The sequence below is a fragment of the Ruegeria sp. CE8 genome, assembly GCF_056537465.1.
Window position 1 is genome coordinate 312394 of sequence record NZ_JBQFRP010000001.1, and the last position, 21636, is coordinate 334029.

Genomic DNA, 21636 nt, shown 5'->3' on the forward strand with positions numbered 1-21636 from the left:
ATGCAACACGTTGAAAACCCTTCGCCTCCGTCGCTCGATGAAATTCTGAATCTCGAAAAGCAAGTCTGGACTGCCCTGATGGAGGGCAATGCCGCTGCCGACCGGGCGCTGTTGAGCGCGGATTTTTTGGGGGTGTACCCGACCGGTTTCGCCAACCGGGATGACCATGTGGGGCAATTCGCCGACGCTCCGACGATGGCGCGGTACGAGTTGAGCGAAACTCGGCTGCGGGTTCTGACCTCGGATATCGTTCTGTTGTCCTACCGCTCCGATTACCAGCGACCCGACTCTGAGGAGTGGGAGGCGATGCTGATTTCGTCCTTATGGGAACGACGACATGATGTCTGGGTGAACAGTTTCAGTCAGGACACGCCGTTGGAGGGGAAATGACAGGGCCTCTTTCCATTCAGCGCGTGCCGCGTGCCTTTGATCAGTCGCTTGGGGACGACGCGCGCGCTGCGGTCAATGATATCACGCCTGAACAGGGCGAACTGCTCGCCGGTACGGCGGGGTCCAGCCCTTATCTGAAAAGCTTGATCGACCGCGAAAAAGACTGGCTGGTCTCGGCTTTGCAGCAACCTGATCAGGCGATGGCCGAGGTTCTGGACGCCGCGCACGCGCTGCCGCCCGATCAGTTGAAACCGGGCTTGAGGCTGGCTAAGCGCCGCATGGCCCTGCTGACAGCGCTTGCGGATCTGGCGGGCGCGTGGCCATTAGAAAAGGTGACTGCGGCGCTGACGGATTTCGGTGCGCTGGCTGCAGATGTGGCGGCCAAGGCCGAAATTGCAGCCCTGATCAGGCGCGGCAAACTGCCGGGGATGGGCCCGGACGATGTCGAGACCGCCGCCGGAATGATCATCCTGGCGATGGGGAAAATGGGCGCACACGAGCTGAACTACAGCTCGGATATCGACCTGATTGTTCTGTTTGATGAGACGCGGTTCGACCCAGATGATTTCTACGATGCGCGTCAGGGTATGGTCCGGGCGACGCGAAATTTCTGCGCCACGCTCAGCGACAAAACGGCAGATGGCTATGTCTTCCGTACCGATCTGCGCCTGCGCCCCGATCCGGCGGTGACCCCGGTCTGCATGGCGGCTGAGGCGGCCGAGCGATATTACGAAAGCCTTGGCCGTACATGGGAACGGGCTGCGTACATCAAGGCGCGCCCCTGCGCCGGTGACTTGGCCGCCGGGCAACGTTTTCTGGAAACACTGCGCCCGTTTGTCTGGCGGCGGCATCTGGATTTTGCCGCCATACAGGATGCCCATGACATGCGCCTGCGTATACGGGAAAACAAGGGCACCGGGGGTGCCCTGACGATCCCGGGCCATGACATGAAACTAGGGCAGGGCGGTATTCGCGAGATCGAGTTCTTTACCCAGACCCGCCAATTGATCGCAGGGGGACGTGACCCGGATTTGCGCGTACGCGGTACGGTGCCAGGACTGGCGGCGCTGGCCAAAAAAGGATGGGTGCCGCAGGATGTGGCTGACAAATTGACCGATCATTACCGTGCTCACCGTGAGGTCGAGCACCGTATCCAGATGGTGCATGATGCCCAGACCCATAAGGTGCCTCGGTCGCCTGACGGGATTGAGCGCGTCGCCTGTCTGATGGGCATAGACGCTGTTGAGCTGACTCAAAGCCTGACCCACCGGCTGACAGAGGTGCACGAACTGACTGAAGGGTTCTTTGCGCCGGGCTCATCAACACCTGCACCTGCTGGGGAAGCCAATTTCGACAAGAACATTCTGGCCCGGTGGACAACTTATCCCGCGTTGCGCTCACAACGGGGCGCGCGGATTTTTGAACGTCTCAAACCCGAGCTACTTTCGCGTCTTGGCAAGACCGCCCAACCGGACGAGGCGCTGCAGGCGCTGGATGGTTTTCTTTCAGGACTGCCTGCAGGTGTTCAGCTGTTTTCGCTGTTCGAGGCCAACACCCATCTGATTGATCTATTGATCGATATCGTCGGCACGTCCCATGCTCTGGCCGCGCACCTTTCGCGCAACGCTTCGGTTTTTGACGCTGTGATCGGCGGCAGTTTTTTTGATGTCTGGCCGGGGCAGGCCGCGTTGCAGGCGGATCTGGAACAGGCTTTGGCACAGGAAACGGACTATGAAAGCCAGTTGGACTTAGCCCGCCGCTGGTGCAAGGAATGGCATTTCCGCGTGGGTGTTCACCACCTGCGCGGGCTGATCGACGGAGAGAGGGCAGGACAGCAATATGCCGAACTCGCCAGCGCCGTGATTGCGGCGCTCCTGCCGCGCGTGACGGAACAGTTCGCCCGGAAACACGGGCCGGCCCCTGGTCGGGGTGCTGCCGTTTTGGGCATGGGGTCGCTTGGGGCAGGGCGGATCAACTCGCAATCTGATCTGGATGTCATCGTGATTTATGACCCACTGGATCAGGAAATGTCCGAGGGTCCGCGCCCTCTGGCCACCCGGACTTACTATGCACGGTTCACGCAGGCGCTGATCACGGCGCTTTCCGCGCCCATGTCGCAAGGCCGGCTCTATGAGGTGGATATGCGTCTGCGCCCGTCTGGCAATCAGGGGCCGGTGGCGACAAGTTGGGCAAGTTTCACCAATTATCAGCAGAATGAGGCGTGGGTTTGGGAGCACCTGGCCCTGACTCGATCGCGTGTGATTGCAGGTGAAGAAGGGCTGACAAAGGACATCGAGGTGTTCCGCGCGAGCTTTCTGTCTCAGGTGCCAGATAGCCAGAAGGTTCTGCGCGAAGTGGCCGAGATGCGTGCTCGACTGGCCGCCGCCAAGTCGCCTGCGGGGATATGGGACGCCAAGAACGGACCTGGTCGCATGATGGATATTGAGCTAATGGCCGAGACAGGCGCACTGCTGTCCGGGTCCACGCAGCGCGACGTGCATTCCGGTCTGGACGGTGCCGTCGCTGCCGGGCTGTTGGACGTCGCACAGGCACAAACGTTGAAGGACTGCTACGACCTATGCTGGTCTGTGCAATGCGCAGCGCGTTTGCTGTCTGGTAAGGTGATCGAGGCCGATAAGATTGGCGAGGGAGGGACCGCTTTCCTGTGCCGCGCGACAGGCTTTGAACAAGTCGAACAGCTGCAGGCCGCACTGCAGGAAAGCTACGCCACAGCCGCCGGGATCATCGGTGGCGTGATCAGAGAGGATGACAATGGCGCAGAGTAAGGATCCAAACGATCACAAGGGTCTGATCCGCGAGGCATATCGCATCGAGGGTATCACTTTGCCTGAATGCCGCAGCATCTTTCTGGACTGGGCGCTGAGCCTGCCGGCCGAGCGGGACCAGCAACAAGCGCTGACCGATCTGCATGCGGCATATTCCCAACAAGACGCCGACCATCCCATGACGCAAGTGCTGGCAGAAGGGCTGCAATCCGCAAATGCACCCAAGCGGCGCGGCGGCTGGCGATCACGCGACCGCTAGGGCTTTCCCCCGGTGACGTTCGCGACTAATAGGGCGTCATGACCCAAACTGCCGATCGCCCCCGTATTCGTTTGAAACCCAAAGCCAACGCGCGCGGGCTGCGCCATGGCTTTCCCTGGGTTTATGCCAATGACATCGTGACAGACCGGCGGACCCGCAAGATCGCGGCGGGGGCTTTGGCCGTGCTCGAGGATGAAAAACGCGCGCCAATCGCGTTGGTTGCGGTAAATCCCGAGTCTAAAATCATGTGCCGCGTTCTGGACCGTGATCCGGAGGCTCTGCTGGATGCAGCATGGTTCGAAACTCGCCTACGCCGCGCGTTGGAAATGCGCGAGCGCCTGTTCGACGCGCCGTATTACCGCCTGATCCACGCCGAAGCCGACGGTTTTCCTGGCGTCATCATCGACCGGTTTGGCGATGCCTGTGTAATCCAGCCGAATGCAGCCTGGGCTGAGGCGCATCTGGAAATTCTTACCGATGCACTGGTCAGCGTAACCGGTGTGACGACGGTGCTGAAAAACGCATCGGGTCGTACCCGTGGCCTTGAAGGTTTGGACGACGTCAACCTCACTCTGCGCGGATCCGCGCCGCAGGCGCCACTTCCGGTGCCGATGAATGGTGCCACTTACATGGCCGACCTCACCGGAGGGCAGAAAACCGGCCTGTTTTACGATCAGCGCCCGAACCATGCGTTTGCCGCACAGTTGGTGCAACCGGGGGCGCAGGTGCTGGATGTCTTCAGCCACGTGGGCGGTTTTGGCCTCGCCATGCTTGCAGGTGGTGCGGGGCAGGCGCTTTCGGTCGATGGCTCTGCCGCCGCTTTGGAGCTTGCAGCGAAAGGCGCGCAGGCCTCTGGCTTCGAAGGGAAATTCCAGACACGGCAGGGCGATGCTTTTGATGTCCTGACCAAACTGGGTGAAGAGGGGGCGCAGTTCGATGTCGTGATCTGCGACCCGCCCGCATTTGCGCCATCAAAACAAGCGCTGGACGCAGGTTTGCGCGCTTATGAACGCGTGGCCCGTCTTGCTGCGCCGCTGGTGAAACCGGGCGGCTATCTGGGTCTGTGCTCCTGCTCCCACGCAGCTGATCTGGGTCGGTTCCGCGATGCCTCGTCACGAGGGATCGGGCGCGCGGGACGGCAAGCCCAGCTGATCCACACGGGATTCGCCGGTCCGGACCATCCGCAACTGCCGCAACTGGCTGAAAGCGGTTACCTCAAATCCGTGTTCTATCGGTTGTGAAGGCGGTTCTGGATACCTGCGTCATCTATCCCACGGTGATGCGAGAGATGCTGCTGGGCGCGGCCCGGTTGGGTCATTTCACACCCGTCTGGTCCGCGCGCATCCTTGAGGAATGGGCGCGCGCCGCACGAAAGCTCGGGCCCGAGGGCGAAACACAAGCCCGCGCAGAAATCGTTCTGGCACAATCTCAGTGGCCCAAGGCCGAGTTTCCCGCTGCACCGGGCATCGAACAACGCCTGTGGCTGCCGGACAGCGCCGATATTCATGTGCTGGCGACGGCCGTGGCGTCCTCTGCGGACGTGATTGTCACGGTGAATACCAAGGACTTCCCCCGAAACATCCTGTCTGAAGAAGGGCTCGAGCGTCGCGACCCCGACACCTTGCTACATGGTTTCTGGCAATTTGACCCCGAAGGTATGACCACTACAGCCAACCGCGTCCTGTCCGAGGCGAACCGACTTTCGGGAGATCAATGGACTTTGCGTGGCCTTATGAAAAAGGCGCGCCTGCCACGTCTGGGTAAAGCCCTCACCACCTAAGTCCGGATCCTCTTCATCTGGCCAAAAATACCTCGGGGAGCGCGAGGGGCTGGCCCCTCGCTGCCTTAACCTAGCCGTCCGTACCCCACCGCCGTTCAAGAGCCTCCAGCGCCGCGACCCGTTCATCTGTTTTGGGATGGCTCATCAGCCAGGCCGGAACGACCCCAGCCCGTTGCTGGGTCAGATCTTCCAGCTTGTGGAACAGCGATTTCTGGGGCCCGATCCCGATTCCTGCCTTGGTCAGCAACGCGGCAGCGTATTCATCGGCCTCATACTCATCACCACGCGACAGACGCGACGCCAGAAGGTGGGTGAGCATATTTGCAATCCATGCGCCGATGAAAGGAATGAAGCGGTTGAACAGCAACATCAACGCCGTCCGCAGGGCATTCTGCCCGGAAAAGTCAATCATTCGACGCCGTGCGTGCCCCAGTGCCACATGTCCAAGCTCATGGGCGATGACACTTGCCATCTCTTCAGCGGTTACCTCGCCGCTGCGGAATTTGCGGTAGAACCCGCGTGTTATAAATATCCGGCCATCCGGTGCCGCCAATCCGTTCACGGGATCAATTTCGTAGATGTAAACGGGAACCCGATCGATCTCGAGCGCAGCCGCCAACCGGTCGGTCATGCGTTTGAGGGCCGGGTCCGCCAGTTCCGTCGATTTGGCATCCAATTCGCGATGTGTGCGCCAGACGGAAATCCGGTACATCACAACGGCATAGGCAATGGCCAGCAGGATCGGGGTTAGGCGAAGCATGGTATAGATATGGGTTCCGCGCGCTTTAGGGGCAACAGAAAAACGCAGTCGAAGTACAGATACAGTGTTCGCTCTCGCCCGATCAACGTGCGGTGATCGAATGTAACCCGGCGGCGGTTCGACTTGTCGGAGGGCAGTCCGAGCCATAGCTTAGGGTTATGTGGTCTTTTGCCCATATCCGCCCGGACTATAGTCGTGCTGAACGCATCAGCGACGGTGTTGTTCATGTGTTGGGCTTGACCGCTGCGGTTGTCGCTGTGCCCTTCCTCATTATTCTGACGGCCCTTTATCGATCGGAGTCCGCTGCGGTGCTGGGGGCCACGATCTATGGTGTCACGCTTATATTGATGCTGACGTTTTCTGCCCTCTACAACATGGTGCAATCCGACAAGTGGGCTGATCTGCTGCGGCGCCTCGATCACTCGGGGATTTACGTTAAGATTGCGGGTACTTACACGCCATTCATTCTGCTTTCGGGTGTTCAGATGCCCGGGCTGATGATCGGTCTTTGGTCGTCCGCGACACTTGGGTCGATCTTGAAAATGGTCGACCCACACCGGTTCCGCTGGTTCGGGCTGGCGCTTTACGTGTTGATGGGATGGGCCGCGGTTTGGGCCGGTCGAACTTTGCTGGCCGACTTGTCACAACCTGTCGTCGTCCTGATGATCGCCGGCGGAATCGTCTACACAGTCGGCATCGCTTTCTATCTTTTGGAGTGGCTGCCGTTTCACAACACGATCTGGCATGTCTTTGTACTGACTGGCAGCGTGTTGTTTTTCCTTGCAGTTTCGTTCCGGATTGCGTGGGCACCGGTTTTGCAGGTTTGATCGCGTTTCCCTTTAACGGGTCAGTTCCCGCATACCCTGTTCCAGACCGGCAAGGGTCATCGGCACCATGCGGTCCTCGAAAATCTCGCGGATCATGCCAATGGAATGCGTGTATTCCCAGTACTTTTCAGGCACCGGGTTGATCCACAGGTTTGACGACCACTGATCCCGCGCGCGCTGCAGCCAGACCTGACCGGCCTCCTGGTTCCAGTGCTCGTTTGCGCCGCCGGGATAGGCGATCTCATATGGGCTCATCGAAGCATCGCCGACAAAGATGCATTTGTAGTCCGGGCCATAGGTCCGGAGTACCTCATGCATCGGGGTCTGCTGGTCCCAGCGACGGCGATTGTCACGCCAGACGCCTTCATAGAGGCAATTGTGAAAGTAGTAATATTCCAGATGCTTGAACTCGGTTCTGGCGGCCGAAAACAGCTCTTCCACAACCTTGATATGTGGGTCCATCGAGCCGCCAACATCCAGGAACAGCAGCACCTTGACCGCGTTGTGACGCTCGGGCCGGGTTTTGACGTCCAGATAGCCATGCTCGGCCGTGGCGCGGATGGTACCGTCCAGATCCAGCTCATCCGCAGCCCCTTCGCGCGCCCAGCGACGCAGGCGTTTCAAAGCAACCTTGATGTTGCGCGTGCCCAATTCAACCGTGTCGTCCAAGTTCTTGAATTCACGCTTGTCCCAGACTTTGACCGCGCGCTGATGGCGGCTTTCCTTCTGACCAATACGCACGCCTTCGGGGTTATAGCCATAGGCCCCGAACGGCGACGTCCCGGCGGTACCGATCCATTTATTGCCACCCTGATGGCGGCCTTCCTGATCCTTGAGACGCTCGCGCAGGGTTTCCATCAGCTTGTCAAAGCCGCCAAGTGCTTCGATCTCGGCCTTTTCCTCTTCGCTGAGGTGTTTTTCGGCCATCTTGGCCAACCACTCGGCAGGGATGTCGACGGCTTCAAGCACCTGCTCAAAGCTGATCTCGTCCAGCCCCTCAAAGCTTGCAGCAAAGGCGCGGTCGAACTTGTCGATATTGCGCTCGTCCTTCACCATTGACACACGAGCCAGATAGTAGAACGCCTCGACGTCATAGGTGGCCAGACCCTTCTTCATGCCCTCCAGAAAGGTCAGGTATTCGCGTAAGGATACGGGAATACCTGCTTTGCGGAGGTTCTCGAAAAAGGGCAGAAACATGCGTTACCCCACCAAACGGACAAGGATCAGGGACAGCACCAGACCCACAAGAGCAAAGGCGATGCCGTAACCGGCGGCATATTGGGCCATATCCGCGCCGCTGCCGTTGCGTTTACGTGCGGCCAGCGCCCCAAGGATCGCCCCCAGTATCGCCATTCCCAAAACTACGACCATGCGTTATCCGCCTCTGTTGTTGGTGGACGGAGCTTCGGCAACTTCCTGCATCAGTGACCGTACCACGACTTCCGAGCCAAAGCCGTATCGCGCCCATGCCAGACTGTCCAGCCTGACGGAACGTGCCTGGTTTGGACGCCCGGCTTGATTGAGCGCTTCGGATTTCAACAGCAGCAGTGTGGCCAGCTGAGAGGCGTTCTCGGCGCGGGTCATAACCGCGATGGCTTGGTCCAGTTCAGGCAGGATTTCAGGTCCTTTGCCCTGGGCAAGCGCGAAAGCCGCTGTCTGGGTCGTTACATAGGCCTGATGAATTTCAGTTCCCGGTGTAGAGCGCAGAAATTGCATGGCAATTCCGTATTGCTGCAACGCTTCCCGAGGGTTGTCGAATTGCGCCATGCGCCCCAGGATATAATGCGGATAGGCACGGCGATGGTCCGTCCAGCCCTGAGCCTTTCCGATCTGAACGGCCTTTTCCGCGGCTCTCACTCGGGTGCGTGTACCTGGCCCCGGACCTAGCGATTTTTGAACGGCGTTGATCCATTCACGTGGGGTTTCTGAAACAGGTTGTTTGGGCAGCGCGTTCCCACGCGGGTTGAGGCGACTGAGAATACCGGGCAGCGCGGCTTCGACCTGTTCGCGGGTCATGCCACTCTGCAGTTGCGGCGAATAGGCTGTCCGCAGGATCAGCATGTCAAAGCCGGTCAGAATGGTGTGGATGTTGTCATCGTTAAACACCGAATCCGGCAGGTGATACAGATCGTTAAGCGGCCCCAACGCCTGCGCCAGCTCTTCATGCAGGCAGTCGCGTTTTTCCTGTGGACTGGCGTCATACGGAATAAAGATGCCCAGACGTTCGCGGCTGCGCAGTGCGGTCCAGCTGCTTTTCCGTTTCCGTCGATCCTTGCGGTATTCCTCAAAGCTCGAGGCGTTGGGCACCACGAAACAGGCGGCTTGCGGCAAAAGACGCTGTATCTGGCTTTGGCTCACGGCCTCGATGGTGATGTTTGCCTGACCCTCGGAAATCTGCCGGATATCTATCCCGGCTTCGCGCTGCAGCCGTGACAGCAAACGGGTCAGGTCGCGCTGCATCGAAGGCGTCGGCGATCCCGTCAGGCGCACAGTGACCGGCGTTTCGAACCGGGTAAACGCGGGCAGGGTTGTGCCGCCTTCCAATGCAAAGTGCAGCGCAATGAAATCATCCGCGATGTTCGCGTTGGAACGGGCGGGCGCTATCGGGCGGGTCGAGTTGAACGCCTTGGCTGGCGGCAGATTTGCCTCGATCACCTTGACGCGGGTCTGCGGTTCAGGCGGCGTGACCGACGTGCACCCGGCCAGTGTCAGGCCGGCGAGGATCACGGCCCATCGCATCATGGACGCTGGTACCGGATGAAGGGTGTCTCTTTGCCGATACGATCATAAAGTTTGCGGGCGGTGTGGTTGAAATCCTGAGTCAGCCAATAGACCGAAGGTGCGCCCTGTCGGTCGGCCTCGTCATAAACCGCCTGTATCAGCGCGCGCCCAACGCCGGTCCCGCGAGATTCGGGGCGGGCAAACAGGTCTTGCAGGTAGCAGACGCTTTCGACTTTCCACGCATGGCGATGAAATAAGTAATGGGTCAGGCCGACCAGCTTGCCGTCCGCCTCGGCCACGAAACACGAGAAATCGTTGGGGTCATCCCCCAGCAGCCGCGCGAATGTGCTGTCGTAGATCTCATCCGGGACAGATGTCTCATAAAACGCCAGATAGTCGCGCCACATGTCGGCCCACTCGGCACGGTCTTCAGGCCGCAGTGCTCGGATTTTCAGGGTTTCGGGCAAACAACGGCTCCTATGTCATCAGGTCGGAAAATGCCCGACGACGCCGGACGGCTCTGACACTGATGCTGACACCCGGACCCCCGCAAAGCAAGCAGGGATCACCGAGTGTTCATTTATCTCAGCGTTTACTGCGCGCCATGAACGCAAGACGCTCAAAAAGATGCACGTCCTGTTCGTTTTTAAGAAGCGCGCCGTGCAGTTTGGGCAAGGCATTGGCGCCATCGCGTTTGAGGTCCTCTGCCGTAAGGTCTTCGGCCAGCAAAAGCTTCAACCAATCCAGAACTTCCGAGGTCGATGGTTTCTTCTTCAACCCTTGTGTTTCACGGATTTCATAGAACTGGGTCAGTGCAGTCGTCAGTAGCGCATCCTTGATGCCCGGGTGGTGGACTTCGACGATCCGGCGCATGGTCGCCTCATCCGGGAAGCGGATGTAGTGAAAGAAACAGCGACGCAGGAACGCGTCCGGCAGTTCTTTTTCGTTGTTCGAAGTGATGATCACGATGGGTCGGTTCTTGGCCTTGATCGTCTCTCCGGTCTCGTAGACGTGGAACTCCATCTTATCGAGCTCCTGCAACAGGTCGTTCGGAAACTCGATATCCGCCTTGTCGATCTCGTCGATCAGCAGCACGACTTTTTCGTCAGCGTCAAACGCCTGCCACAGCTTGCCCTTGCGGATATAATTCGAAACATCATGCACACGCTCGTCGCCCAGCTGGCTGTCGCGCAGCCGGCTGACCGCATCATATTCGTACAGACCCTGCTGCGCGCGGGTGGTGGATTTGACGTTCCACTCGATCATCTTCAGCCCAAGCGCGCCAGCCACCTGTTTGGCCAGTTCGGTCTTGCCGGTTCCGGGCTCACCCTTGACCAACAGCGGGCGCTCCAGCGTTACGGCAGCGTTCACCGCAATGGTCAGGTCATCGGTGGCAACATATTCTGCTGTACCTTGGAAACGTGCGGTCATGGGCCCCTCATTCAGTATCGCGCGGCATCTGTCCTCTGGGGTTATAGCGGGGCAGAAAATTTGACAAGGCGGGTCGCTGCGTCGCTCGGCGCGAAATTGATGTGCGACTTCAACGCTTTTGGTTGATTCGGGCGCTAACACGGGGCGCGACAAATTCGTAGCCGCCTCAAAAAAGCCCGCTAATAATCACAGAAATACAAGGTTTTCTTGTTAGAAGTCTCATATTTAGACGACGTAGCGGAGCGGCGAGCACGGCGACGTTTCCATAGTGACATTCGGGACGGTGTCGGATAAACGCTCCGCAGAAGGGGATTGCCGCATGTCAGGTGAAGGTAAGGTGACCGGCGTTGCAGGCCACACCGAGGGAGCAAAGATGAAGCAGGAAGTATTTCTGCCGGAAGATTATCGTCCAGCCGAAGACGAACCATTTATGAACGACAAGCAGTTAGAGTATTTTCGCCGTAAGCTGCTGGACTGGAAGAACGAACTTTTGGCAGGCAGCCGCGATACGATCGAAGGGCTGCAGGACAACACCCGTAACATTCCGGACGTCGCAGACCGTGCAAGCGAGGAAACAGATCGCGCGCTGGAACTGCGGACCCGTGACCGTCAGCGCAAGCTGGTTGCCAAGATCGACTCGGCCCTGCGCCGGATTGATGAAGGCGAGTACGGGTATTGCGAGATGACGGGCGACCCGATCTCGCTGAAACGTCTGGATGCGCGTCCGATCGCGACCATGACGCTTGAGGCGCAAGAACGCCACGAGCGCCGCGAGAAGGTTCACCGCGACGATTGATCGCTGAGAAAACGCAGAATTCTTAAACGCCGGGGTCTTACGCTCCGGCGTTTTTGCTTTAAGCCGGTGCCATGAATATCAACGGTCTTAAATTCGCCGTCGTTGGTGGCGGTATTGGCGGTATAGCGGCGGCTCTGGCGCTTCGACAACGCGGGGCTCATGTCACCGTCCTGGAACAAGCCCCGGAATTGACGGAAGTTGGCGCAGGCCTGCAGATCAGCGAAAATGGAATGGTCGTGCTGCGCGCCCTGAATGTCGTGGGCGAAACGCCCGAGGCCGGCGTGCGGTCATGCGGAACGGAGCTGCGCGATTACCGGGCGGGGCGCTTGGTCAGCAGGCTTCCGGCTCCGTCCGCCGGGGCGACCTATTACTATCACCGTGCCGATTTGCTTGGCCTTTTGCACAAGACTGCCGTGGGCGAGGGCGTTGAGTTTCGTTTGGACGCGCGCGTTCTTCAGGTACGCAAGCACCCGTCCGAAGCCGAAATCGTTCTGGACGACGGTACGCGAATTCGGGTTGATTGTGCGATTGCTGCGGACGGCGGCCGCAGTGAAATCCGAGCGGAACTGAACGGGCCCGAGGCACCGGAGTTCACACGGCAGGTGGCTTGGCGCGCGACAATTCCGTGGAAACACCGCGTCGAAAAGCCGAAGGCGGCTCTGACCATGGGGCCGGGGCGGCACGTGGTGACCTATCCCCTTCGCGACCAAAAGCTGATGAACATAGTGGCCATCGAAGAGCGTTCCGATTGGCGTGAAGAAGGCTGGCGTCGGCGTGGTGACCCGGAAGAACTGCGGGCGCGATTTGCCGATTTTGGCGGCCCCGTCGGAGAAATCCTGAAACAGGTGCAGGAACCCCACATTTGGGCTTTGTTCCTTCGCCCCGTTGCGCACCGCTGGCAAAATGGGCGTGTTGCTCTTTTAGGCGACGCGGCTCATCCGACACTGCCGTTTATGGCACAGGGGGCTTGTCTTGCGCTCGAGGACGCTTGGATTTTGGCGCGGTCCTTCGATGAGCAATCTGGTATCCAGCAGGCGCTTACCGCCTATGAAAACCGCCGCCGCCCAAGAGCGCGGAAAGTGGTCGCTGCGGCCGGGGCAAACGCCCGCAACTTCCATCTACGCGGGCCGATGAGACTGGCCGCCCAAGCCGCTCTTATGGCGATTGGGCCGCATCTGTCGCGAAAATACGAATGGATCTACAGCTACGACGTAACGGCTTGAGCCATCACAGATCGAGGTCGACCCAAACCGGAACGTGGTCCGAAGGTTTTTCGTGCCCGCGTATCTCGGCATCGATCCGGCAGTCGCGCATCAGATCGGCGGCTTGCGGTGTCAAAAGAAAATGATCGATCCGAATGCCGTCGTTCCGGTTCCATGCACCGGCCTGGTAATCCCAGAACGAATAATGCTCGGGGCCCTGAGTGACGGCACGAAAGGCCTCGGTGTAGCCCAGGTTCAGAATCTTGCGAAACGCGGCGCGGCTTTCAGGCCGGAATAGCGCATCCTCGCGCCATGCATCGGGGCGTTTGGCATCTTCTGCCTGCGGGATGATATTGTAATCCCCAGCCATCAGCGCAGGTTCTTCCGTTGCCAGCAAGTCGCGCGCCCGATCATAGAGGCGTTCCATCCAGGCCAACTTGTAGTCATATTTCGGACCCGGCACCGGATTGCCGTTCGGCAGGTACAGGCCGCAAATGCGTAGAGCTTTCTTGCCAATGACGGTCGCTTCAATCCAGCGCGCCTGTTCGTCCTCGTCATCTCCTGGCAGGCCACGGGACACGTCCTCTAACGGTAGTTTCGAAAGGATCGCAACGCCGTTGAAACTCTTTTGCCCGTGCGTTTCGACGTTATAGCCGCGTTCCTCGAACAACTCGCGCGGGAAGTTCTCGTCGATCGACTTGATTTCTTGCAGTAGTACGACATCCGGCTGCGCCTCGTCTAGCCAGCGAGGCAGGGCCTCGGCCCGCGCTTTTATGCCGTTTATGTTGAACGTGGCGATTTTCATGCGCGATCCTCCGAAGCCTGTGGCAACCTATCGCCCAGAATGAACCCAGCGGCAAGGTGATGGCGGGATTTGCGAGGCTCTGCCTCGCGCTTCGAGGTATTTTTAGCCAGATTAAGAAACGGATTCTTAACCAATTTTGTAGAAAAGAGTTTTGCGGTACAGGCGGGGACGCCGATGACCGCGCCAGGTGAAGCTCTCCGATGGATGGTCGGAGAGCGGATCCATGCTTCATCTGGCTATAAATATCCTGGGGGTGTGGGGGCAAAGCCCCCGCCGACGATTAAATCGAAAAGGAAGTACCGCAGCCGCAGGACGAGGTGGCGTTGGGGTTTTCGATCACAAAGCGCGCGCCGATCAGTTCCTGGGTGAAGTCGATCACCGCGTTTTCCAGAAACGGCAGGGAAACTGAATCCACGATCACTTTCTGACCATTGCCTTCCAGCACAAGATCGTCCTCTTTCGGTTCATCCAGAGCGATTTCGTATTGAAAACCGGAACATCCGCCGCCTTCCACTGCGACGCGCAGAGCCTGGCCCTGATCCGCTGCACCGATCTCAGCGAGACGCTCAAATGCGCGTTGTGTGACTGTGGGGGGCAGATTCATGCCAAACTCCAAAGGTTTATTTCCTTTACGCCTTACAATATAGAAAGTGCAAGGACAGGCGACAAGGACAAGACCTTTGAACAGAGCGGGTTTTGCCTCGGACCCAGGCCGCGCAAGGGGGCGGCTTGTGCCAGAGGAGGAAAGCAGTTTCCGGTCATGCTTTCAGCGCGACCGGGACAGGATCATTCATGCCAGCGCATTTCGGCGGCTCAAACACAAGACACAGGTGTTTGTCGAACATGAGGGCGACAGTTATCGCACGCGGCTGACCCATTCCATCGAAGTTGCCCAAGTGGCGCGCACGATTGCGGGTGCATTGGGACTGAACGGCGAGCTGACTGAGGCGGTCGCCCTTGCACACGATCTTGGACACACGCCGTTTGGACACACAGGGGAAGATGCACTGCACGCGTTGATGGAACCCTACGGAGGGTTTGATCATAACGCTCAAGCCATTCGGATCGTGACCAAACTCGAACGGCACTATGCGGAATTCGATGGGTGCAACCTGACTTGGGAATGCCTTGAAGGTATCGCAAAGCACAACGGGCCGGTCACCGGTGTACTTCCGTGGGCTTTGGCCGAGTGCAACGAGGGCTTTGATCTGGAATTGCATACCCATGCCAGCGCCGAAGCTCAGGTTGCGGCACTGTCGGATGACATTGCTTATAACAATCACGATCTATTGGACGGGCTCAGGGCAGGTCTGTTTACCGACGCCGAAATTCAGCAACTGCCCATCGTGGGTGACTGTTTTGCCGAGGTAGACCGGAAGTACCCTGGTCTGGACCCTTACCGCCGCAGGCACGAGGCGTTAAGGCGTGTTTTCGGCGTTATGGTTTCGGATGTCATCGTCACGTCGCGTGGTTTAATCGCAAGTTCGGGCGCGCAGACTGTCGAGGAAATTCGCAATCTGGGCTATCCGGTCATCCAGTTCTCGGGCGGTTTATGGGCGCAACTCAGGGAAATTCGCGAATTTCTGTTTAAGCAGATGTATCGCGCAGCCAGCGTAATGGAAGTGCGCGCCGAAGTAAGCGAAGTCGTAGAAGAGCTGTTTCCGATCTACCTGAACGACCCGAAACAGATGCCTGCGCGGTGGCATGACGACATTGAGGCGGCCACGGATGAAACTGCGCTGGCGCGAATTGTCTCGGACTATATTGCCGGCATGACGGACCGGTTTGCTCTGCAAGATCATGCAAGGCTAACCGGAGCCTGATTACTCGATACCGATATAGGCGATTGCCCAGACCTGCTGTCCGGCTTGCTCGGCGGCAAGATCGGCATCGTTGGTTGGTGGAAAGACGATCATCGTAGGGCCGTACCCTCCGATTCCCATGGGTGAGCCGTCCGCATGGGTTGCGACAATCGGCTGGTGTGCTGCGATGCTGTCCCACGGAATTTCGGACTGGTAACCGTCCAGAGCCATGGGCTTGGCGGTTTTTCCTTCGGCGCCGGCCTGTGCCATCACATCTGACAAAAGCGGCCCGGAAAACGCGATGTCGCGCTTATTGCCCTCGGGCCCGTAGGGAATTGTGATTTCAACCTGTTCTAGCCTGTCCAGCATAGCCGGGTCGAACCCCGCGGCTCCGTCGTGCTGAACCTCAAGATATCCCAGCAGTCCACCGTCATCCTCGCCGCGCGCCGGAAGGTTCGTTTCGGTGACCGCGCCGCCCAACGTCAACAGCACGTGGCCTGTTGGAGCGGACAGTTCAGCCCAAGCCGGTAATGAGGTGGCCAGCAGCAATGCAAGGGGCAGGGCAAGGCGCATGTAGGGATCTCCTGTTGGTTGTTTTTCCGAACCTTAGCCCGGTTTATCGCTAAACCAAGCCCAAACTGCTCGCTTCCATTGACCTTGCCGTGCGGCGTGGTAAACCGCCCGGCAAGCAAAAGGACATCCGAAATGAACCTGTTTTCCGAGATCCGCGGCCTCGTATTGGACGCGCTGGCACAGATGCAGTCCGAAGGCGCTCTGCCCGAGGGGCTGAGCTTTGACAACGTGGCGGTTGAACCGCCGCGCGACGCCGCGCATGGCGACATGGCGACCAACGCGGCAATGGTGCTGGCGAAGCCGTCCAAGATGAAGCCGCGCGACATCGCTGACGTGTTGGCCGGAAAGCTGGCGGCGGATGATCGGATCACCGGTGCCGAGGTTGCTGGTCCGGGGTTTTTGAACCTGCGGTTGGCGCCAACGGTGTGGCAGGGGGTTCTGGCGGCAGTGCTTGAGAAGGGTACGGATTATGGCCGATCGACCATGGGCCATGGCCAGAAGGTGAACGTGGAATATGTGTCCGCGAACCCCACCGGTCCGCTGCATGTTGGTCATACGCGGGGCGCTGTGTTCGGTGACGCTCTGGCGAGCTTGCTGGCCTATTCGGGCCACGATGTAACTCGCGAATATTACATCAACGACGGCGGCGCGCAGGTGGATGTGCTGGCGCGATCCGCCTATGAACGGTATCGCGAGGCCAATGGCCTGAGCCCTGAGATTGCCGAGGGGCTGTACCCGGGCGACTACCTGATCCCGATCGGTGAAGCCCTGAAGGAGAAGTACGGCGACAGTCTGATCGACAAGCCGGAAAGCGAGTGGCTGGAAGATCTGCGCAACTTTGCCACCGACGCGATGATGGACCTGATCCGCGCCGACTTGAAGGCGCTGGGCGTCGAGATGGACGTGTTCTTTTCGGAGAAATCTCTTTATGGCACGGGCCGGATCGAGGCCGCGTTGCAGTCGCTGACGGACAAAGGCCTGATCTACGAAGGCGTGCTGGAGCCACCGAAGGGCAAAAAGCCCGAAGATTGGGAACCGCGCGAGCAGATCCTGTTCAAGTCGACCGAGCATGGCGATGACGTCGACCGCCCGGTGAAAAAGTCTGACGGCAGCTGGACCTATTTCGCCCCGGATATCGCCTATCACTATGACAAGGTGACCCGTGGATTTGACGCGCTGATCGACGTGTTCGGCGCGGATCACGGCGGTTATGTCAAGCGGATGAAAGCGGCTGTGTCTGCATTGTCCGATGGCAAGGTGCCGCTTGATATCAAGCTGACGCAATTGGTGAAGCTGTGGAAGAACGGCGAGCCGTTCAAGATGTCCAAGCGGGCAGGGAACTTTGTCACCCTGCGCGATGTGGTCGATCAGGTTGGTCCGGATGTTACCCGTTTTGTCATGCTGACTCGCAAGAACGACGCCCCGCTGGACTTTGACTTTGACAAAGTGCTGGAACAGAGCCGCGAGAACCCCGTGTTCTACGTGCAATACGCCCATGCCCGTGTCATGAGCGTACTGCGCCGCGCCGCCGAGGCTGAGATTGCCACCGACGATGCGACCCTCAAGGCTGCTGATCTGGGCAAGATCGATCACACCTCAGAACTGACGGTTGCGAAGAAGCTGGCCGAATGGCCGCGTCTGGTCGAGATCGCCGCTCGGACCAATGAGCCGCATCGGGTTGCCTTCTACCTGTATGAACTGGCAGGCGACTTCCACGCGCTGTGGAACAAGGGCAATGATGAGCTTTCGCTGCGTTTCATCCAGGATGGCGATGTTGCCACAAGCCAGTCAAAAATCGCATTGGCCCGGGCCGTTTCTGTTGTGATTTCAGCGGGCTTGGGTATTCTTGGCGTTACCCCGGCGCAGGAGATGCGGTAACAAACACCGCCCAAAGCACCGGTACGAGGTAGGCAAGAAATGACCCGCGCGCCTTATTTTCTGGCGTGAATCGGGCGGTGAGGCGGACATGGCAAGTTACGATTACTCGGGGCAGATGCGCCCCGAGGAGATGCATTACACGAATCAACCGCATCCTGAGGATGGGTATGAGTATTCCGACGAGTCTTATGGCTATGAACAGGCCCCGCGTGGGGTTGGGCTAGGCCGTATCGTGAATGTCATGGGCGCTGTGGCGTCGCTGGCTCTGGTCGCCGGGATCGGCGTCTGGGGATACAAGCTTGTGATGCGCGATGTCAGTGGCGTTCCCGTCGTTCGTGCAATCGAAGGACCGATGCGCATTCAGCCGGAAAACCCCGGTGGAACCCCGGCCGACCATCAGGGACTGGCCGTCAATGCCGTGGCAGCTGTCGGAACGGCTGCGCCACCCGCAGATCGCTTGATCCTGGCACCGCGCCCGGTGTCCCTGACGGACGAAGATACTCCGGTTGAACAACTGAAACCCACCAAAGCTGTGCACGTGGTTGAGGAAGAGATTTCCGATCAAGAGGCTGCGCAGCTACGTCAGAACACAGTCGACGCTTTGGTCGCTGAACTGGCCGGTGAGGGCGCGAAAACCGAAGAACCGCAAGAGCAGGGTGTTCAACTCGCTTCGTTGACCTTGCCCGAGGAAGAGCCTGCCATCGACCCCGCCGATCTGGCCGCGCAATTGCCCGACCCCGAGCTTGCGGCGTTGCCCGGCGTTCGTCGGTCGCTGCGTCCGAATACGCGCCCGGCGCGCAGGACAGCCAGCGGGATCTCTGCAAGCAGCAATACTGAGGCCGCGATCAACGCTGCTGTCAAAGCTGCCGTTGGTTTGGATGTTGACCCGAACGCGTTGTCCAAAGGGACGCGAATGGCCCAGTTGGGTGCCTACGAAAGTTCGGATGTAGCACGCGTCGAATGGGATCGCCTGAACGGGCGATTCGGTGAGTATATGGATGGAAAACAGCGCGTTATCCAGAAAACCTCAAGCGGCGGCCGTACGTTCTACCGCCTGCGTGTACTTGGGTTTGAGGACCTGAGCGACTCGCGTCAGTTCTGTGCCGCGCTGGTGGCGCAGGGCGCTGACTGTATCCCGGTTGCCGTGAGGTGACATTCGGCGCTGCGATCACCGATGCCGAAGGCCTGCGCCTGACATCCGAGGAAAAGAACCTGTTCCGACAGATGGACCCGTTCGGGTTCATTTTGTTTGCGCGTAACATCGATACGGCCGATCAGGTCCGCGCCTTGTGTGACGACTTTCGTGAGGCGGTTGGGCGCAACTGCCCCATCACCATTGATCAGGAAGGCGGCCGGGTTCAGCGCTTGCGTGCCCCGCTTGCGCGGGAATGGATGCCGCCGCTGGATCACGCTAAACAGGCTGGCGACGCGGCCGAGCGGGCCATGTACCTGCGCTATCGCCTGATCTCGAACGAATTGTTCGAACTCGGGATCGACAGCAATTGCGCGCCAATGGTCGATCTGGCGCGCGATGAGACGCACCCGTTTCTGAAGAACCGTTGCTATGGTGCTGATCCCGAAGCAGTTTCAAAGGTCGGTCGGGCGGTTGCGAAAGGCCATCTGGACGGTGGCGTACTGCCGGTTTTGAAACATATGCCCGGTCATGGATTGTCTACGCTGGACAGCCATCATGACCTGCCGCATGTCGATCTGACGCAGGAAGCTCTGGAGCAGGCTGATTTCGCCCCATTTCGCGCTTTGAACGACCTGCCGATGGGGATGACCGCGCATCTGGTCTATGACCGGATCGACCCACAGCCGGCCACGATTTCACCGACAATGATCGGCCTGATCCGCGACAAGATCGGGTTTGATGGTCTGATCATGACCGACGATATCTCGATGAAGGCGCTCAGCGGTGCACCCGAGGAGATCGCCAAACAGGCGCTGAATGCAGGGTGCGACGTGGTTTTGCACTGTAACGGATCGTTCGAAGCCCGCGCAAAGGTGTTGGATGCCGCCGGCGAAATGTCAGAGCAGGGGCAGAAACGCGCAGAAAAGGCGCTGGCGATGCGGCAAAAGCCTGTGGAACTTGACATCCAAGCCGCCGAAGCGGAACTATCTGCCCTAATGGGCGGGCAGGTATATGAACGATAATCTTTTCAGCGAAGACCCGGTCTCGGTCGCCGATCGACTTGCGGCCGAAGCTCTGATCGTTGACGTCGACGGGTTTGAAGGCCCGCTGGACGTTCTGCTGACCCTGTCGCGGACCCAAAAAGTCGACCTGCGGAAAATCTCGGTTCTGGCGCTGGCGCAGCAATATCTGGCCTTTGTTGAAAAGGCGCGGGCGCTGCGGATTGAACTGGCCGCTGATTACCTGGTGATGGCCGCGTGGCTGGCGTTTTTGAAATCCCGCCTTTTACTTCCGCCCGACCCGGATGACGAAGGCCCATCGGGTGAGGAATTGGCCGCGCACCTTGCGTTCCAACTGGAGCGCTTGCAGGCCATGCGCGATGCTGCCGCGCGTCTGATGGCGCGCGACCAACTGGGCCGCGATTTCTTCAAACGCGGGCAGGGCGAGGATATCACCCGCATCCGCACGGTGACCTATTCCGCCACACTGCTGGACCTGATGCAGGGATATGCCCGCATCCGTACACGCGACGAATTCCGCCCCTTTGTCATGGACCGCGATTCGGTGTTCACCATGGAGCAGGCGTTGGAACGCATGCGTCCGCTGATCGGCTTCGCGGGCACCTGGACAGACATGGAGACCTATCTGCCTGACGGCTGGGATGCTGACCCGGTGCGGCGGCGTTCGGCCACCGCGGCGACCTTTGCGGCCTCGCTGGAGTTGGTCAAGGAAGGTCACATGGAGATCAAGCAGAGCGAAACCTTTGCGCCGATCCATCTACGCAAGAGGACTGAAACACGTGACTGACGCCCCTGAAAACGAAGGCACCGGCACCCTGTTCGAAGCGCCTCCGCTGGCCGAGCAGGAGCGCATGGTCGAAGCCGTGCTGTTCGCCAGCGCCGAGCCGGTGACAACCGCTGATCTTGAGGCGCGCATGCCTCACGGCAGCGACGCGGCGCAAGCAGTTGAAATGCTTCAGAAACGCTATGAAGGACGCGGTGTGCGTGTGGTCCGAGTTGGTGAAGCCTGGGCCATCCGAACCGCCCCGGATCTGGGCTTTCTGATGCAGAAGGAAACGGTCGAGACCCGAAAACTCAGCCGTGCGGCCATCGAGACGCTGGCCATCGTTGCCTATCACCAGCCCTGCACACGGGCCGAGATCGAAGAGATTCGGGGTGTCTCGGTCTCACGCGGGACTATTGATCAACTGTTGGAAATGGAGTGGATCAGGTTGGGGCGTCGCCGTATGACACCGGGCCGCCCGGTCACGTTTGTGGTGACTCCGCAGTTTCTGGACCATTTCGGGTTGGAGAATGCCCGCGATCTGCCAGGGCTCAAGGAACTGCGCGCCGCCGGGTTGCTTGAGAACCGGCCACCTCCGGGTGCGATGCCGCTGGGCGAGGGACGGGACGAAAACGAAGACGAAGAACAGACGGAACTGTTCGAAGAAGAGTGATCTTGCGGCCCTTTTGTTGCCGTGGAAATCACCTAT

General features: G+C 59.2%; 23 protein-coding genes. 14 read left to right on the forward strand and 9 right to left on the reverse strand.

Annotated elements, in window-relative coordinates:
• From ACR0AA_RS01585 to ACR0AA_RS01605, 5 genes are read left to right on the forward strand one after another with little or no spacing between them, the layout of a single operon-like run.
• Positions 1–390 carry a DUF4440 domain-containing protein gene (locus ACR0AA_RS01585; RefSeq protein WP_480660707.1) on the forward strand — a complete coding sequence of 130 codons (390 nt, stop codon included), beginning with the start codon at positions 1–3 and terminating at the stop codon, positions 388–390.
• Entirely contained in the window at positions 387–3176 is a 2790-nt protein-coding gene (locus tag ACR0AA_RS01590) for a [protein-PII] uridylyltransferase family protein (RefSeq protein WP_480660705.1), read from the forward strand. The genes ACR0AA_RS01585 and ACR0AA_RS01590 overlap by 4 nt, the downstream gene beginning before the upstream one ends.
• Entirely contained in the window at positions 3163–3435 is a 273-nt protein-coding gene (locus ACR0AA_RS01595) for a hypothetical protein (RefSeq protein ID WP_480660703.1), read from the forward strand. Before ACR0AA_RS01590 ends, ACR0AA_RS01595 begins: the two co-directional genes overlap by 14 nt.
• 38 nt (positions 3436–3473) lie before the next feature.
• Positions 3474–4676, forward strand: coding sequence for an RSP_2647 family RNA methyltransferase (locus tag ACR0AA_RS01600; protein WP_480660701.1), 1203 nt, complete (start codon positions 3474–3476; stop codon positions 4674–4676).
• A complete protein-coding gene (locus ACR0AA_RS01605; RefSeq protein WP_480660699.1) occupies positions 4673–5215 on the forward strand; it encodes an RSP_2648 family PIN domain-containing protein in 543 nt (180 codons plus the stop codon). Before ACR0AA_RS01600 ends, ACR0AA_RS01605 begins: the two co-directional genes overlap by 4 nt.
• 70 nt (positions 5216–5285) lie before the next feature.
• On the opposite strand, the gene ACR0AA_RS01610 is transcribed toward ACR0AA_RS01605, so the two are convergent.
• Positions 5286–5975 carry a M48 family metallopeptidase gene (locus tag ACR0AA_RS01610; protein WP_480660697.1) on the reverse strand — a complete coding sequence of 230 codons (690 nt, stop codon included), beginning with the start codon at positions 5973–5975 and terminating at the stop codon, positions 5286–5288.
• A gap of 158 nt (positions 5976–6133) precedes the next feature.
• Here ACR0AA_RS01610 and trhA point away from each other — a divergent pair, with 158 nt between their 5' ends.
• The gene (gene trhA / locus ACR0AA_RS01615; RefSeq protein ID WP_480660696.1) at positions 6134–6802 is read left to right on the forward strand and encodes a PAQR family membrane homeostasis protein TrhA; all 669 of its coding nucleotides are present in this window, start codon (positions 6134–6136) and stop codon (positions 6800–6802) included.
• A gap of 12 nt (positions 6803–6814) precedes the next feature.
• On the opposite strand, the gene ACR0AA_RS01620 is transcribed toward trhA, so the two are convergent.
• From ACR0AA_RS01620 to ACR0AA_RS01640, 5 genes are all read right to left on the reverse strand, one after another.
• Positions 6815–7999, reverse strand: coding sequence for a vWA domain-containing protein (locus ACR0AA_RS01620; RefSeq protein WP_480755309.1), 1185 nt, complete (start codon positions 7997–7999; stop codon positions 6815–6817).
• Between the two features lie 3 nt (positions 8000–8002).
• The gene (locus ACR0AA_RS01625) at positions 8003–8173 is read right to left on the reverse strand and encodes a hypothetical protein (RefSeq protein ID WP_480755310.1); all 171 of its coding nucleotides are present in this window, start codon (positions 8171–8173) and stop codon (positions 8003–8005) included.
• 3 nt (positions 8174–8176) lie between these two features.
• On the reverse strand, positions 8177–9544 hold the full coding sequence (locus ACR0AA_RS01630) for a DUF2927 domain-containing protein (protein ID WP_480660690.1): 1368 nt from the start codon (positions 9542–9544) through the stop codon (positions 8177–8179).
• On the reverse strand, positions 9541–9990 hold the full coding sequence (locus ACR0AA_RS01635) for an N-acetyltransferase family protein (RefSeq protein ID WP_480660689.1): 450 nt from the start codon (positions 9988–9990) through the stop codon (positions 9541–9543). Before ACR0AA_RS01635 ends, ACR0AA_RS01630 begins: the two co-directional genes overlap by 4 nt.
• 118 nt (positions 9991–10108) lie before the next feature.
• Positions 10109–10954 (reverse strand): AAA family ATPase, encoded by an 846-nt coding sequence (locus ACR0AA_RS01640; protein WP_239343572.1) that lies wholly within the window; start codon positions 10952–10954, stop codon positions 10109–10111.
• 373 nt (positions 10955–11327) lie between these two features.
• On the opposite strand from ACR0AA_RS01640, the gene dksA reads away from it, so the two are divergent.
• Positions 11328–11750, forward strand: coding sequence for an RNA polymerase-binding protein DksA (gene dksA, locus ACR0AA_RS01645; protein ID WP_170382828.1), 423 nt, complete (start codon positions 11328–11330; stop codon positions 11748–11750).
• Positions 11751–11821: 71 nt separating this feature from the next.
• Positions 11822–12973, forward strand: coding sequence for an FAD-dependent monooxygenase (locus ACR0AA_RS01650; RefSeq protein WP_480660687.1), 1152 nt, complete (start codon positions 11822–11824; stop codon positions 12971–12973).
• A 4-nt stretch (positions 12974–12977) separates the two neighbouring features.
• Here ACR0AA_RS01650 and xth read toward each other — a convergent pair whose 3' ends face one another.
• Together xth and ACR0AA_RS01660 are read right to left on the reverse strand one after the other, a co-directional pair.
• Positions 12978–13757: an exodeoxyribonuclease III gene (xth, locus tag ACR0AA_RS01655; protein ID WP_480755311.1), complete on the reverse strand. Its 780-nt coding sequence runs from the start codon at positions 13755–13757 to the stop codon at positions 12978–12980.
• Positions 13758–14037: 280 nt separating this feature from the next.
• Positions 14038–14361: a HesB/IscA family protein gene (locus ACR0AA_RS01660; protein ID WP_480660683.1), complete on the reverse strand. Its 324-nt coding sequence runs from the start codon at positions 14359–14361 to the stop codon at positions 14038–14040.
• Positions 14362–14437: 76 nt separating this feature from the next.
• Between ACR0AA_RS01660 and ACR0AA_RS01665 the strand changes: the two genes are divergently transcribed.
• A complete protein-coding gene (locus ACR0AA_RS01665; RefSeq protein WP_480755312.1) occupies positions 14438–15580 on the forward strand; it encodes a deoxyguanosinetriphosphate triphosphohydrolase in 1143 nt (380 codons plus the stop codon).
• Here ACR0AA_RS01665 and ACR0AA_RS01670 read toward each other — a convergent pair whose 3' ends face one another.
• Positions 15581–16132, reverse strand: a complete 552-nt coding sequence (locus ACR0AA_RS01670) for a putative pterin-binding protein (RefSeq protein WP_480755313.1) — start codon at positions 16130–16132, stop codon at positions 15581–15583.
• A gap of 132 nt (positions 16133–16264) precedes the next feature.
• Between ACR0AA_RS01670 and argS the strand changes: the two genes are divergently transcribed.
• The 5 genes from argS to scpB all read left to right on the forward strand — a co-directional run bounded on the left by argS (position 16265) and on the right by scpB (position 21600).
• Positions 16265–18010, forward strand: a complete 1746-nt coding sequence (gene argS, locus ACR0AA_RS01675) for an arginine--tRNA ligase (RefSeq protein WP_480755314.1) — start codon at positions 16265–16267, stop codon at positions 18008–18010.
• A gap of 88 nt (positions 18011–18098) precedes the next feature.
• Entirely contained in the window at positions 18099–19163 is a 1065-nt protein-coding gene (locus ACR0AA_RS01680) for an SPOR domain-containing protein (protein WP_480755315.1), read from the forward strand.
• Positions 19160–20167 (forward strand): beta-N-acetylhexosaminidase, encoded by a 1008-nt coding sequence (gene nagZ / locus ACR0AA_RS01685; RefSeq protein WP_480755316.1) that lies wholly within the window; start codon positions 19160–19162, stop codon positions 20165–20167. The genes ACR0AA_RS01680 and nagZ overlap by 4 nt, the downstream gene beginning before the upstream one ends.
• Complete coding sequence (locus tag ACR0AA_RS01690) at positions 20157–20951, forward strand: segregation and condensation protein A (RefSeq protein ID WP_480660672.1); 795 nt, start codon at positions 20157–20159, stop codon at positions 20949–20951. The genes nagZ and ACR0AA_RS01690 overlap by 11 nt, the downstream gene beginning before the upstream one ends.
• Positions 20944–21600 (forward strand): SMC-Scp complex subunit ScpB, encoded by a 657-nt coding sequence (gene scpB, locus ACR0AA_RS01695; RefSeq protein ID WP_480660670.1) that lies wholly within the window; start codon positions 20944–20946, stop codon positions 21598–21600. The genes ACR0AA_RS01690 and scpB overlap by 8 nt, the downstream gene beginning before the upstream one ends.
• Positions 21601–21636: the final 36 nt, after the last annotated feature.

Coding starts and splice junctions, on each gene's coding strand:
- ACR0AA_RS01610 (WP_480660697.1), bottom strand. CDS start 5,975: ATGCTTCGCCTAACCCCGATCCTGCTGGCCATTGCCTATGCCGTTGTG.
- trhA (WP_480660696.1), top strand. CDS start 6,134: ATGTGGTCTTTTGCCCATATCCGCCCGGACTATAGTCGTGCTGAACGC.
- ACR0AA_RS01650 (WP_480660687.1), top strand. CDS start 11,822: ATGAATATCAACGGTCTTAAATTCGCCGTCGTTGGTGGCGGTATTGGC.
- ACR0AA_RS01680 (WP_480755315.1), top strand. CDS start 18,099: ATGGCAAGTTACGATTACTCGGGGCAGATGCGCCCCGAGGAGATGCAT.
- argS (WP_480755314.1), top strand. CDS start 16,265: ATGAACCTGTTTTCCGAGATCCGCGGCCTCGTATTGGACGCGCTGGCA.
- ACR0AA_RS01660 (WP_480660683.1), bottom strand. CDS start 14,361: ATGAATCTGCCCCCCACAGTCACACAACGCGCATTTGAGCGTCTCGCT.
- xth (WP_480755311.1), bottom strand. CDS start 13,757: ATGAAAATCGCCACGTTCAACATAAACGGCATAAAAGCGCGGGCCGAG.
- ACR0AA_RS01595 (WP_480660703.1), top strand. CDS start 3,163: ATGGCGCAGAGTAAGGATCCAAACGATCACAAGGGTCTGATCCGCGAG.
- ACR0AA_RS01620 (WP_480755309.1), bottom strand. CDS start 7,999: ATGTTTCTGCCCTTTTTCGAGAACCTCCGCAAAGCAGGTATTCCCGTA.
- ACR0AA_RS01630 (WP_480660690.1), bottom strand. CDS start 9,544: ATGATGCGATGGGCCGTGATCCTCGCCGGCCTGACACTGGCCGGGTGC.
- ACR0AA_RS01640 (WP_239343572.1), bottom strand. CDS start 10,954: ATGACCGCACGTTTCCAAGGTACAGCAGAATATGTTGCCACCGATGAC.
- ACR0AA_RS01600 (WP_480660701.1), top strand. CDS start 3,474: ATGACCCAAACTGCCGATCGCCCCCGTATTCGTTTGAAACCCAAAGCC.
- ACR0AA_RS01670 (WP_480755313.1), bottom strand. CDS start 16,132: ATGCGCCTTGCCCTGCCCCTTGCATTGCTGCTGGCCACCTCATTACCG.
- ACR0AA_RS01590 (WP_480660705.1), top strand. CDS start 387: ATGACAGGGCCTCTTTCCATTCAGCGCGTGCCGCGTGCCTTTGATCAG.
- dksA (WP_170382828.1), top strand. CDS start 11,328: ATGAAGCAGGAAGTATTTCTGCCGGAAGATTATCGTCCAGCCGAAGAC.
- ACR0AA_RS01625 (WP_480755310.1), bottom strand. CDS start 8,173: ATGGTCGTAGTTTTGGGAATGGCGATACTGGGGGCGATCCTTGGGGCG.
- ACR0AA_RS01690 (WP_480660672.1), top strand. CDS start 20,157: ATGAACGATAATCTTTTCAGCGAAGACCCGGTCTCGGTCGCCGATCGA.
- ACR0AA_RS01585 (WP_480660707.1), top strand. CDS start 1: ATGCAACACGTTGAAAACCCTTCGCCTCCGTCGCTCGATGAAATTCTG.